Raw genomic sequence first — 14,233 nt, forward strand, 5'->3', positions numbered from 1 at the left:
CCTATCTCAAGAAATACACTGTATCTTCAATTACTTCTTGTGATACGTCTATTATATCTTGTCTGGTAACCTTGGAAACATAAGCTATAACCTGGTCCAATGTCAGGTCATTTCTCGATATGTGCTGGTTGTATATAAAATCTGTCTCTCCAGATATAGAATCATATCCAGCCTTCATAGAGTTTATTATGCTTCTTTTTGCATTTTCTATTTCAAGGTCAGTAAAGTTACCCAACTTGACATCTTCTAATTCTTTTCTTATAAGTTTAAGAGCACGATCGTACTGGTCAGGGTCTATACCTGAGTTGACCATCATAAGTCCCTTACACTTTTCAAGACCAGAATTTGCATAATAGCATATAGATTCTTTTTCTCTTACATTGTTAAATAGCTTAGAGTGGGGACCTCCTCCAAAAATAGAATTTGCTACTAAAAGACTATAGTATTTATCAAATTCTTGGTGGTCTACATTAGTTCTGTGACCTATGACCAACTTGCCCTGCTTGTTGCCAAAGTCTTCCTGGAAATACCTAGTTTCCTTTGGCTTATTCAAGTAGTTGGAACGCCTGATTTCCTCTATATTGCCCCTCTTAAACCTAAACTTTTCCCTGCAAATTCTCTCTACATATTCCTCATCAAAGTCCCCTTCGACAACAACAAAAATAGGAGATGTCTCAACCAGTCTCTTATATATATCATACATTTGTTCTGGACTTATGGAGTCAATGTCTTCTACATAACCGCTAGAGTTGATTGCATACGGCTCGCCCTCGCACATGAGGCTGATACACTTAGATGATGCGTAGGCTTTTTTATCGTTTATCTTTGATTCTATCTCTTCTCTTAAGTTTTCCTTTTCTATATCTATAGCCTTTGGATTCAACTTAGAATCTACAACCAAGGGATTGAGCACAATTTCATTTACAAAGTCTATGACGTCCTCAAATATAGGCTGGTCTAAATAAGCATCGGATATAGTCAAAAACTTAAAAGAAATTAGCAACTTTTCTCCATGCTTTGACACACCATTTGTCATAGACATTCCGTACAGGTCATCCAATCTCATGGATACCTGCTTCATATTCTGGTACTTCTTAGTTCCAACCACCATCATATTCGATAACAGGGATAGGGCTGTCACTTCTGACCTGTATATATTTCTTTCAAAATAAACGGATACCAAATTAGATTTAAATTTTTCATTTTTAATGAGTCCCAGTGTCAGGCCATCATCCAACTTTATTTTTCTAATATTTGACATTTCGTCACCTTCTTTACTTTATCACTTATTTGGCAGTCTAAATTTTCAATTTATTTTTTTACAAACCTTATATGACGTAGGGGTAGCTTGTTCTCTATGTCTGTACCCTTGATATTTATTGAGTCTATATTGGCTATATCATTTAGGGCCATAACGTCTTTTATATTATTATAGGAAATATTAAGTGATTCAAGTCTCCTAAGGCCTTCTAGTGGCCATATATCCTCGACCTTATTCTTATGAAAATCCAATATTTCAAGTTTAGAACACTCTTTAAGAGGACTGATATCCTCAACTTCATTATTGCCCATATAAAGCAACCTAAGGTTTGTAGCCTTTTCTATTCCACCTAAGTTTGTTATACCCTTATTATCTAGGTCTAATAAATCAAACTTATCCATCATCTCCTGAGTGACTTCACTACCATCAAAAGACTTGTCAATTTTGTCTCTATAGTTTTCTATTATTGCATTTTTCAAATTGTCACACTTAAATTCCACAAACATAATAATATACCTCCTAAAATCACAAAACCACTGGCTGATTCTACTAGTAACCCTAAGACAATAAGCCAGTTTTCTATTTACTTTTAACAGTCTATCCTAATTGCCCTTATACATTAAACTTGAATAGTATAACGTCTCCGTCTTTAACTATATATTCCTTACCTTCAAGTCTTACTAGTCCCTTTTCCTTGGCTGCTGCCATAGTTCCATGCTCAATAAGATCCTCATAAGCTATTGTTTCAGCCTTGATAAATCCTCTTTCTATATCTGAGTGGATCTTTCCTCCAGCTTCTGGTGCCTTAGCTCCATTTCTTATAGTCCAAGCCCTTACTTCCTGAACACCTGCTGTTAGGAATGATATAAGTCCTAGTAGGTGGTATGATGACTTGATCAACTTGTCTAGACCTGACTGTTCAAGTCCTAGAGTCTCTAAGAACTCTAATTTTTCTTCATCAGTTTCAAGTTCAGATATTTCAGCCTCAATCTGGGCACAGATTACAACAACCTCTGAATTTTCAGTTGCTGCAAATTCTCTAACAGCTGCCACCATCTGGCTGTCAGCCCCATCATTTGCTAAGTCATCTTCAGATACGTTAGCTACGTATATTACAGGCTTTGAAGATAATAGGTCTAGTCCATTTACAAACTTCCACTCGTCTTCACTAAGGTCCATAGTTCTTATTGACTTACCTTCTTCAAGGGTTTCCTTCAAGTTCTTTAGTATGTCTAATTCACCCTGTAGAGTCTTGTCTGCCTTTAGGGCCTTTGTTGTCTTTGTAATCCTTCTATCTAGTATTTCCATATCTGAGAATATAAGTTCAAGGTTTATTGTTTCAATATCCCTAAGAGAGTTGATTGATCCATCAACGTGAACTACATTTGAGTCTTCAAAACATCTTACAACGTGAACTATGGCATCTACTTCTCTTATGTTTGATAGGAACTTGTTACCAAGACCTTCACCCTTTGACGCACCCTTTACTAGACCTGCTATGTCTACAAACTCTATAGCAGTCTGAACTATCTTCTTAGAGTTGTATAGGTCCTTTAGGACATTTAGTCTCTGGTCTGGCACTGATACCACACCTACATTTGGGTCTATTGTACAGAATGGGTAGTTTGCTGATTCAGCACCCGCCTGTGTTATTGCATTAAAAAGGGTACTCTTACCAACATTGGGTAAACCCACTATACCTAATTTCATATGTTACTTCCTCCAATTTCAATTTATATAATTAATACTTTTATTTATATAATCCATATCTCAATTTAACTTATTATATATACTATGTCATTCTATATTCTATTTTATTCTATATTCTATACAATTCATATATAAATATGATATTATCTGTTTGATCTGTTTTCCATAACCTTTTTACCAGCCTTGATAACCTCAGCCTTTTCGTCATAGAATACCCTTTGACCATGGATGTACTGGTATTTTTCATGACCCTTACCAGTCACAAGCACCATATCTCCATCCTCAGCCATCTCTAGAGCCTTGTAAATAGCCTCTGCCCTATCTACAACCTTATGCACTTCAGAATCTGACCCAACATATGACTCAGCTATCTCATCTATTATCTTCATTGGGTCCTCGTCATCTGGATTGTCAGTTGTTATTATTGAAACATCACATAATCTAGCTGCAACATCACCTAACTCTTTTCTTCTGATGGCTGCCCTACCACCTATTGATCCATATACACATATCATCCTATTGTGGTCATACTTTAAAAGTGTATCAAGTACATTTTCAAGACTTAGACCATTGTGGGCATAATCAAGTATTACAGTTGCATTGTCAAGCACAGGTATAACCTCTACCCTGCCATCAACCTTTGCATCTGATAGGGCCTCTAGCATCTTGTCCCTGTCTATACCAAAATGGTCACACACGCCTATTACAGCAAGGGCATTGTAGATTGAGAACTCTCCAGGAGAACAGATATGAGTCCTTACAGTATCCTGGTCCTTTAGCTTGTAGTCAAAATCAACCCCCAAGCTAGCACTAGACCTAGTAAGCTCAATATTACCAGCCTTGATATTAGATTCCTTGTCTATAGAAAAACCACAAGTAGGACACTTAGCATGGTCTACCATATACTGGGCGTTTTCGTCGTCCACATTTATGATTCCATACTTGCATAGTCCAAACAATCTTGACTTACACTCCCTGTAGTGCTCAAATGTAGGGTGTTCCTTAGGTCCTATATGGTCAGGAGATAGGTTGGTATATACACCGATATCAAAATCTATATCGTCTACCCTACCCATCATAAGTCCACTTGAAGACACCTCCATGGCTACACATTCAACTCCTGCATCCAGCATTTCCTTTATAGTCTTTTGTAGTTCGTATGATTCTGGAGTAGTGTTAAGAGTCTTTTCAGCAACATCATTGTAGAATACTCCATTTGTACCTATAACACCTGTGTTCATACCCGATTTAGTAAGGACAGTCTTTATGTAGTTACTAATAGTTGTCTTTCCCTTTGTTCCAGTTATACCAACAACCTTAAGCTTTTTTGTAGGCTCAGAGAAGAATATTGCTGACATTCTTGATAGGACCCTTCTGCTATCAGGTACTATTATCTTTATTGCATCATCTTCTATTTCAAGGTCATGATTGATTATAAAGACCCTAGAGCCCTTGTCATAGGCTCCCTTTATGTAGTCATGTCCATCTACTGTTTCGCCCTTGATAGCCACAAATATGCTATCTTTTACAGCCTTTCTAGAATCGTATACTATATCGCTGATTTCTATATCTTCTAACTGACTTTCCTTAATGTTGCTTATATACTCTATATCTTTCAATAGGTCTTTTAGTTTCATTATTACACCTCGTTTTATTTACTAGAAAACTCTTCCTTTAAGTATGCTCCTGCCTTTTCTATTGACTTGATTACCAAAATCTCTGTTGAGTCGACAAAGAAGTCATCAGGAAGCTTCTCATCCTTTTTGATAATAGATAGCTCAGTACAGCCCAAAATCGCACAGTCGCATCCATTAGCCTTTAATACATCCACTATTTCGTTGAACTCATCCATATCTGCCTTTTTACCAGCCTTGACATCATCATATATTATTTTCATGACCTTTTTCTGCATATCATCATCAAGGATATAGTAGTCAACTCCCTTTGACTGACACATAGACTGGTATAGACCTGTTTTAATATTGCCAGTAGTTGCCATGATTCCGATCTTTTTGTGACCCTTCTTAATGGCATGACCAACTGTCTCCTCCAACATATTGAGAATTGGAACATTGATTGAGTCCTTGATCTTATCATAGAAGTAGTGGGCTGTATTACAAGTCAATACCATAAAATCAACCCCACAAGCCTCTAATCTCTTTGCATCCTCTATTATATAGTCTAAGGGACTATCATCTGATTGGCCAACTATGTAGGCTGTCCTATCAGGTGTGGATGCCCTATTTACTATTATCATGTCTACATGGTCCTGGTCACACTTGGCATCTGTCATTTCTACCATCAAATCGTAAAAATAAACTGTCGCCATTGGTCCAAGTCCACCTAGCACACCAATTGTCTTATTTGCTTTCATATAATTCTCCATTATCTTAACTAGTTCAAGTCTTAAATACAAGTTCTAAGATAGAACCTATATATAAACAAACTCCTAGTATTTTGTACAGTATTTATTAAATTTCTTTCTCTGGTTCAGTCCAAATAAGAATATATATAGACTCCTCTTGAAGTTACCAGATAGATCATACTTATAGTGGTAGGCAGAACCGCTCTTACCTTCCTTAACTAGGTCCTTACATCTCTTAACCAAGGTCTTGTCCTTTACAAAATCATAGACAACACTCGCTGGTATTACATGCCAGAAAAATGGCTCCTTCTGTATCTTCAGATCCATTTCTTTATTGTATACCCTGTCCTCTACAACATACTTGGCTATATTGTTGCCTGATGCAGTGACATAGTTGTTGGACCTACCCTGTCTAAGGTTGATTTCAAATACCTTGAACTTACCATCCCTATCATCATACTTGATATCAAAATTGGAGAAACCTACATAACCTATCTTCTCCAAGAATTCCTTGTACTTTTCCATCAACTCTTCTTCGTACTCCGTTATGATGGCTGCATGGTTACCTATTCCCTTTGGAGTATGCTCCTCTAGTAGGACGTGGCCTAGACACATCATCTTTACCTTGCCATTTTGGTCTGAGTAGCAAGTCAATACCCTCATATGGTCATCTTCACCAGGTATTAGGTCCTGGATTATCATTGACTTTTCATAGCCATGTGAGTAGCAGTCCTTGATGATCTTGTCAAACTCTTCCTGGTTGTTGGCAACATAGGCCTTATTCATACCCTCAAATGGGTTCTGGAAGAACGATATAGAATCAGATGCCTTTACTATTACTGGATAGTTAAAACCAAAGTCCCTAGTAGCATCTCCCTTGTTGTATATGTAAGTCTTTGGGTAATCAAGACCATATTCCTCACATACATTATAGAATGATTCCTTTTCAACAAGTCTGTTTTTAAGGTCTGACCAAATGTAAGGAACAATAAAATACTTACTTAATTCATCTCTATGGTCGATTATCAGTTCAGCATACTCGTCAGTGCAACCCATAAGTATCAATTTTTCGTCATCAGAATGTTTCTTGGCTTCGTCAATTAATATGCCTACAAACTTATCAGGGTCATTGATGTCAGGAGTCACCCTAAAATCTATAAACCTACTATCCTTTGTAGCACCAAGATAGTACCTTCCAAAAGCTATAGACGTAACACCGTAAGCTTCATGGTAGGCCCTTGCAACAGAATAGCAATTTAAATCTCCACCGCATAGTATGGGCTGAATCTTAATATTTTCCATTTGTATTCACCTCTTATATTTATTGTATATTAATTACTAGTTTGTCCTTGTATATCCTATAGGTAGATTGCCCTAACGACACTACTACCCATTAAATATAATATCTCATAATGGATATATTTGCAAGGTTTGGGGCAAATAAAAGGGGTATAGTATCAATACTAACCCCTCTTTACATTTTTTATAAAGTTAACACCTATATTTTTACCTATCTGCCTTACATATTTTAAATCCGCTAATAATAGCATCCCCTACAGGGTCATCTGTCCCATTTACTATCCTGTCCCTATATGATATATCTGCTGGAGACCCACTTGGCCACCTAGAATCAAACCACTCCAAAAACCTATCCCTATCATACCTAATAGGAAGTGCCTCTATATATAGACCATCCAAACATTCCCTATATATAGCCTTGTCACTAGCCCTCTTAGATATCCTCGTAAGCAATCCAAAATTTTCACCCTCAAAATTAGGCATCCCCGATGCACCATTGTTTATAACTGCATTTTTACCATCTGAATACGCAGCTGGAGCACAAGTATGGGTACAAGCTATTATATCTATATCGTGTTCTTCAAACCAAGCCTTAAGGTCTTCTTGCCTAGATTTATCCGATAGATTTTCTCTAGAACACTTCCAACCTGCCAAAGACTCCTCATCCCCATGTGTGATAGCTATCCTTTTACCTCCAAGAGAAACTACCATGGCCTTTTGCCTTTCCTTTAAGATGTCTATCATTTCTTTTTCTTGGTAGATATTAGACTTCATTATGGAATGAATGAGGTTTGACCTATCTACTGCGCCATCATCTACACAGTCTGGATATGAACAACCACAACCAACATTTATATCAGATTCCCTGATTAGCTCGGCCTCAACATTACCCAATATCTCATAATGACTAGGCTTATTCACATCAGAATCAAAGCTTATATTATTTATACCTTCTTCTATTTTTTTGAAGTCTTTTAACTCTATGTCAAACCAATGTATATCTCCATTAAACATTATAATTGGTTCATAATCTTCATCAAGTCTCATTTTCTCAATTTCCTTGAGAGCCTCATGATTACCGTACAGGCCTCCTACAACATATATGGTATCTGCATTTATATCATTTGTTTTATCAGTATATATTCTTTGGTCTACCCTATAATCTATGGGGCAAGTTCTACCTGGTCTATTCATAACTTATCTCCTTTAATCATCTATATATATATTATTATACCCTGTATAGCTAATAAAAGCAAAATACAGGGCCTTAATAATGTCTTTTTTATATAGTTTTTAACTTGTCTTTTCACCAAAAACTAGGCCAGCCACAATATAAGCTAATGTACAAGCAATCAAGCCATATAGGTTGACTCCTAGTAACATTGCATACTTTCCTGTGCCTATAGCAAACCAAGCTGGTATAGCATTAAAGGTCATTGCAAATCCCAATATGATTCCTATCCAAAAACTAAGGTGGAAGCCTATTTTAGTAGGTCTAACAAGGCCATGCAATAAGAATACTGGAGCAAGACCAATGACCATTGTACCACTTATAGTAGTAGCTTTTAGGATGTCTGTTCCTAAGATCATAGGCAGATTACCTACTAAAGCTATAATCACCATAACCAACATACCTAATTTTCTAGACTTATCTCCAAGATCTCTTCCTGTCATTCTAGGAAGATCATAGGCAGTAAGCTTGGCCAAACTTGAAAATGTCGAATCTAGAGTAGATCCTGCTGCCGATACCATTACAGCTATCATAAGGAAATAGGCCCCTGTACCAAGAGTCCTTCCTAAGTCTGCAGGTACATTGTCTGATATAGCCATACCTGTGATTTTGGCATGTATACCTATAAAGGAAAATACAACAATAGCTATAAATCCTAGCAACCCTGAAACTATAAAGGCCTTTAACATTGTTTTTTCTTCAGATATAAAACCTCTATCAGTAAGAACTGGATCATGAAATGGATAAGAAAATATCTGTAGAATTGATACTAGTAACATATCTACACCTGCATCAATCTTCCAACTACCTGTTGTTAGCATTTCTCCTACAGTATGGTGTGGCATGATTATAGCTACAACCCACACTACAAATACTACAAAAATTATTGCCTGTATAGTGTCTGTAACTATAGAACTTCTTAGACCACCCTTCATTGAATATACCAAGGTAATAAGGGTAAATACCACTGCTGCAATTATAAACTCCTTGCTACCTGACTTACCGTAATATCCACCGACAACTGATGTATTTGACCAGACTTCATTAAATAATCTAATAAGTATAGCAGCTGAAAATGCAACCGCTGCTCCATGGCCGTAGTTTTCAGTCAAGAAACTCACAAGACCCTTGGCAGCATATCTAGTCCTCAACCTATAAATAGCAAAACCAGCTAGCGGTATACACAACCAGTAGGCTGCATAGGCAACTCCACCCACTATTCCATAAGTAGCTCCTAAGTTTGCAGCATTTGTAACTGATTTGGCAAATATCCAACTTATAAAAATACTTGCTGTCAGCATAAATGGAGATGCTGATTTTCCATCCTTATCATGCCCCATAAAAAATCCGCCGACACTTTCTACTTTTGGAGACAGTACCATCATTATAAATCCATATACTATCAAGAATCCCCAAAATAATAATCCGATTTCCATCTAAATAAATTACCTCCTGTTAATAAAATATAATGACTGTCAACACTACTTATAATTGACAGTCACTATGTATAATAACATGATTTCAAATTGTTATATATTTATACAGATCAAGCTATCTAATACCAACTCTTCCAGCTTCTGCCTTAACAGACTTACCTTCTGATACTTCTATAGTCTTACCAGCTTCAAGGTTTGTAAATATAACAGGTGTTATAGTTTCATAACCCTTTGACTTTATAAATTCAAGGTCCATATGAGCTAACTTGTCTCCAGCCTTTACCTTATCGCCAACTGAGCAGAATAATTCAAATCCTTCTCCTTCTAGCTTAACTGTATCTATACCCATATGAATTAATACCTCTAATCCATCGTCTGTAGCTACTATTATAGCATGCTTTGTAGGGAATATCATTCCTACTTCACCGCTTACTGGTGAGTATATATCTCCATCTTCTGTCTGGGCTGCAAATCCTTCACCCATTAGCTTCTGTGAGAATACTTCATCATTAACCTTTGATAGGTCATGGATAGTTCCATTAACTGGTGCCAAAACTTCTAGAGATGAGTCTAAATCAAGTATTTTCTTAGGTTCTTCTTCAACCTTAGTTGCCATACCATCAACATAAGCATCTTCTACTGTTGAGCTTTCAAGATATTCTTCAAGGTTTGACTTGATTATAGATACCTTTGGTCCGTATATAACCTGAACACCTGAACCAGACTTGATGACACCAGCAGCTCCTGTAGCCTTAAGTACGTCATCCTTTACCTTCTTAGAATCAACAACAACACACCTAAGTCTTGTAATACAGTTGTCAACACTTTCTATGTTTGACTTTCCACCTAGACCATGAACTATAGCTATTGATAATTCATCATCACTTGCATTTGCACCCTTTGAAGATGCCTTACCCTTTTTAGCATTTACATCAGCCTTAGTATATAACTTAACTTCAGCATTTGCATCATCTTCTCTACCCGGAGTCTTAAGGTTAAACTTCTTTATTAGGAAGCTGAATAGGAAGTAGTAAACTACAAAGTAACCTATACCTGCTATAACTATTCCAATCCAGTTTGTCTTTGACTGACCCTGTAGTATACCAAATAGTGTCATATCTATTAGACCACCTGAGAATGTCATACCAACTGCAACCTTCATGATGTGCATTAACATATAAGCTAGACCTGCAAATATACAGTGAATTAGATATAGGAAAGGAGCAACGAATAAGAATGTGAATTCTATTGGCTCAGTTATACCTGTAAGCATTGATGTAAGTGCTGCTGAGAATAAAAGACCACCTACTAGCTTTCTCTTTTCAGGCTTTGCAGTTTTGTACATAGCAAGAGCTGCACCTGGTAAACCAAATATCATTAGTGGGAACTTACCAGCCATAAATCTTGTAGCATCAACACTGAACTTCTGTACTGTCGGATCAGCTAGCTGAGCAAAGAATATATTCTGAGCACCTTCCACCATCTTCCCACCAACTTCTAGAGTACCACCAACTGATGTCTGCCAGAAAGGTAGGTAGAACACGTGGTGAAGACCGAATGGTATTAGGATTCTTTCCATGAAACCATATATCCAAGTACCAAAGTATCCAGATACTCTTACCAACTGACCAACCTGGTTGATACCTAACTGAACTGTAGGCCATACGTAGAACATTAATATACCAACAACTAAGTATACTATAGCTGTTATAATTGGCACAAATCTAGTTCCTGAGAAGAATGATAATGCCTGTGGTAACTGGATCTTGTAGAACTTGTTGTGTAGATAAGCGACACCAAGACCAACTATGATACCACCGAATACACCCATCTGAAGTGACTGGATACCAACTGTCATAGCAACAGAACCTGCAAGCATCTTGTCCGCTCCACCATTAACTGTAATCATAGCTGCTATAGCAGTATGCATAATGAAGAATGATAGCGCACCAGCAAGTGCTGCAACAGCCTTTTCAGCCTTAGCCATACCTATTGCAACACCCATCGCAAATAGGATTGGAAGGTTGGCGAATACTACTTCACCTGCCTGAGACATAACTGTTAGCAATGAGTTTGCAAATGTCCCAGGACCTAATACTGCTGTTAAATTGTAGGCTTCTATTGTTGTTGGATTAGTAAATGAACCACCTATACCCAAGAAAAGACCAGCTACTGGTAGAATTGCTATTGGAAGCATGAATGATCTACCAATTCTTTGTAAAATACCAAAAATTTTGCTTTCTCCCATGAGAAATACCTCCTATAATTTTATAAATATATTTTTGAAAATTAAATGCCGATTACTAAAATTCCAAATTTCAAGAGTGCAAGATTACGAGCTCTAAAACTTACTAGTGCAGGCAAAATTCAAACTGTTTAAATAACAAAATAAAAAGACCTAAGTAATGGATTTTGCAAAATAGACAGCGCCCTATACCACAATACTAACACCAAAATATAGAGATAAATAATACCAATAAATAAATTAAGATATATACTCACTCGCCCTATTTACACAAATCTTCCATACACCTAAGTCTTGCCTTCTTCAGTAACAACCCCAGAATCATGTATCTTGAATTTGTTTGAGACCCTCTCGATATGCATAGTCAAATACAGCTTTTCATCATCAGACAAATAATGTCCATAGTTCTTGGATACATACTCCTCTATTTTTTCTACACAACCGTAGGCCTTATCATATTTAATTTTCACAACTTCAAACAATTCTCGACTATTGTCTTCCCTGTGATCGCCAGCCAGAAGTCTCTTTGCAAAAAATCTAACGTGCGTCACAAGCCTTTCATAGTCCAAATCGCTCTCTCTGTAGTCTATTTTATAATAATATCGTATAATATTCAAGACATCCTTTAAAATTTTCAAAACTTTTATATCTTGCTGATATTTTTCAGACTTACCCTGGTAGTAAGAATTTACTATGTGGACTGCAATAAAGGCGGCTTCGTCCTGTCCCAAGTCAATACCGAGTCTATCCTTTATATAGTTTACAGCTATCATACCTGCCTCAAACTCCTTGGAATAAACACGCTTAATTTGGTATAGAATAGTATTTCTAACCACAATCCCCTCTTTGTTCCTTTTTAGAGCAAATGCGATATGGTCTGCAAGGGCTGGATATATGTATTCATACAAGTTTTCCCCTAGAAAATCTTCGATCCTATTCACTATAGAGTTGGTCATTTCAAATATTTCAGGATCTATTTCACTTGCAAGACTGACAATCCTATTCATGATACTATCATCACTAGATATAAACTTCTTTTCTATCTTCTCAATGTCAACCTGCATACCCTTCTTTTTCTGAAAACCAATACCTGAACCAGTAAGTATAAATTCTTTGCCCTCTATATCATCTCTGACAAGGACAACATTATTATTAAAAATCTGTTTTATTACCATACTACTCCACCCCTACTGCTTAAAGATATACTCACTATTGTAAATTATACCCCAAAAATATCTATATAGCAAATATATTTATTAAAAACTCCTATGTATTTTAAATTTCCACTTATATATTTAGCCATATTTGTTAGCTATATTATAAGGCTAATATTTGTAGTATTTATCTATATATTTTCTCTATAGTTCCATTGTGTTTTATACTTATTTACAATCGTTGTTACACAAGACCTTTTATCTGTTGAAAGCCATTAATATAATTGATATACTCAAATTAACTAATATTTTAAAGGGGGTTTTGTATTTTGATTTATCTAGATAATTCAGCGACAACCATACACAAACCGGACTCTGTTATAGATGCTGTAGTTCAAGCAATGAAAACTATGGGGAATGCATCAAGGGGATCTCACAATGATTCATTGAAGGCCGATAGGGTTATATTTGACCTTAGAAGGAAGCTTTGTATCTTTTTTGGTGGAAAGAATCCTAGAAATATCGTTTTTACTAAGAATTCAACAGAGGCCCTAAACACAGCTATAACTGGTTTGGCCAAGGATGGTGACCACATTATAACAACAGCTAATGAGCATAATTCGGTACTCAGACCAATATACAGATTAGCAAGTGAAAAAAATATAGGATACTCTATTGTACCAATAGATAAGGATGGGGTCCTTAAATATGAGGCTATAGAAGATCTTATAGAGGAAAACACTTTCATGATGGTGGTTAACCACGGCTCTAATGTTACTGGTAATATAGCTGATCTAGAAAAAATATCTGGTATTTGTAAAAAGCACGGAATTAAACTAGTGGTGGACGCTTCACAGACTGCTGGTGTAATTCCAATAGATGTCGAAAAAACTGGTATCGATGTCTTGTGTTTTACAGGCCACAAGAGTCTACTTGGACCTCAGGGAACTGGCGGTATGTACGTGAGCGATTCTGTGTACATAAGGCCATTTTCAGTAGGTGGCAGTGGTAGCAAGAGTTTTGACAAAGACCACCCTAGCAATATGCCAACCAATTTAGAGGCAGGCACTCTAAACTCTCACGGTCTAGCTGGACTAAGTGCTGCTATAGATTATATCAACGACAAGGGAATCGATAATCTTAGAAAGCACGAATTGGACTTGGCTGATAGGTTCTACAGGGCTGTCAAAGACCTAGACACTGTGGTTACATATGGGGATTTTTCAACTAGCTATAGGTGCCCGATAGTTTCCCTAAATATTGGTGATGAGGATGCATCTAAAATCAGTATGTTACTTTCAGAAAACTACGATATAGCTACGAGACCAGGTGCCCACTGTGCTCCACTTGTCCATGAATCATTTGGCACTGTCGAGCAGGGTATGGTGAGGTTTAGTTTCTCAAGTTTCAATACCATTGATGAAGTTGACCTTGCTATAAAAGCAGTCAAAGAAATAGCAGAGAGTTAAAAACTAGATAAGCAGCCCATTTAAACTATTAGTTTCAATTATTCATATTATGAAGGGAGATTT

Annotated in this window: 11 protein-coding genes; 1 reads left to right on the forward strand and 10 read right to left on the reverse strand. The window is 36.7% G+C overall.

Annotated features, from left to right (window positions below):
- Position 1: 1 nt before the first annotated feature.
- From yfmF to licT, 10 genes are all read right to left on the reverse strand, one after another.
- The gene (yfmF, locus tag HMPREF0631_RS04795; RefSeq protein WP_002843853.1) at positions 2 to 1,261 is read right to left on the reverse strand and encodes an EF-P 5-aminopentanol modification-associated protein YfmF; all 1,260 of its coding nucleotides are present in this window, start codon (positions 1,259 to 1,261) and stop codon (positions 2 to 4) included.
- Positions 1,262 to 1,311: 50 nt separating this feature from the next.
- Positions 1,312 to 1,767: a leucine-rich repeat domain-containing protein gene (locus HMPREF0631_RS04800; RefSeq protein WP_002843741.1), complete on the reverse strand. Its 456-nt coding sequence runs from the start codon at positions 1,765 to 1,767 to the stop codon at positions 1,312 to 1,314.
- A 106-nt stretch (positions 1,768 to 1,873) separates the two neighbouring features.
- Positions 1,874 to 2,971, reverse strand: coding sequence for a redox-regulated ATPase YchF (gene ychF, locus HMPREF0631_RS04805; protein ID WP_002843716.1), 1,098 nt, complete (start codon positions 2,969 to 2,971; stop codon positions 1,874 to 1,876).
- 143 nt (positions 2,972 to 3,114) lie between these two features.
- Complete coding sequence (locus tag HMPREF0631_RS04810; RefSeq protein ID WP_002843777.1) at positions 3,115 to 4,608, reverse strand: UDP-N-acetylmuramoyl-L-alanyl-D-glutamate--2,6-diaminopimelate ligase; 1,494 nt, start codon at positions 4,606 to 4,608, stop codon at positions 3,115 to 3,117.
- A gap of 14 nt (positions 4,609 to 4,622) precedes the next feature.
- Positions 4,623 to 5,345 (reverse strand): cysteate racemase, encoded by a 723-nt coding sequence (gene cuyB / locus HMPREF0631_RS04815; protein WP_002843769.1) that lies wholly within the window; start codon positions 5,343 to 5,345, stop codon positions 4,623 to 4,625.
- Positions 5,346 to 5,420: 75 nt separating this feature from the next.
- On the reverse strand, positions 5,421 to 6,638 hold the full coding sequence (locus tag HMPREF0631_RS04820) for a carboxylate--amine ligase (RefSeq protein ID WP_002843810.1): 1,218 nt from the start codon (positions 6,636 to 6,638) through the stop codon (positions 5,421 to 5,423).
- Positions 6,639 to 6,842: 204 nt separating this feature from the next.
- Entirely contained in the window at positions 6,843 to 7,829 is a 987-nt protein-coding gene (locus HMPREF0631_RS04825; protein WP_002843743.1) for a hypothetical protein, read from the reverse strand.
- 99 nt (positions 7,830 to 7,928) lie between these two features.
- A complete protein-coding gene (locus HMPREF0631_RS04830) occupies positions 7,929 to 9,302 on the reverse strand; it encodes a sodium:solute symporter family transporter (protein WP_002843823.1) in 1,374 nt (457 codons plus the stop codon).
- Positions 9,303 to 9,417: 115 nt separating this feature from the next.
- Positions 9,418 to 11,550, reverse strand: a complete 2,133-nt coding sequence (locus tag HMPREF0631_RS04835) for a PTS transporter subunit IIABC (protein ID WP_002843799.1) — start codon at positions 11,548 to 11,550, stop codon at positions 9,418 to 9,420.
- A gap of 284 nt (positions 11,551 to 11,834) precedes the next feature.
- The gene (gene licT, locus HMPREF0631_RS04840) at positions 11,835 to 12,722 is read right to left on the reverse strand and encodes a BglG family transcription antiterminator LicT (RefSeq protein ID WP_002843772.1); all 888 of its coding nucleotides are present in this window, start codon (positions 12,720 to 12,722) and stop codon (positions 11,835 to 11,837) included.
- Between the two features lie 308 nt (positions 12,723 to 13,030).
- Here licT and HMPREF0631_RS04845 point away from each other — a divergent pair, with 308 nt between their 5' ends.
- The gene (locus HMPREF0631_RS04845) at positions 13,031 to 14,170 is read left to right on the forward strand and encodes an aminotransferase class V-fold PLP-dependent enzyme (RefSeq protein ID WP_002843752.1); all 1,140 of its coding nucleotides are present in this window, start codon (positions 13,031 to 13,033) and stop codon (positions 14,168 to 14,170) included.
- Positions 14,171 to 14,233: the final 63 nt, after the last annotated feature.

It is taken from the genome of Peptostreptococcus anaerobius 653-L (assembly GCF_000178095.1).
Taxonomy (GTDB): Bacteria; Bacillota; Clostridia; order Peptostreptococcales; family Peptostreptococcaceae; genus Peptostreptococcus; species Peptostreptococcus anaerobius.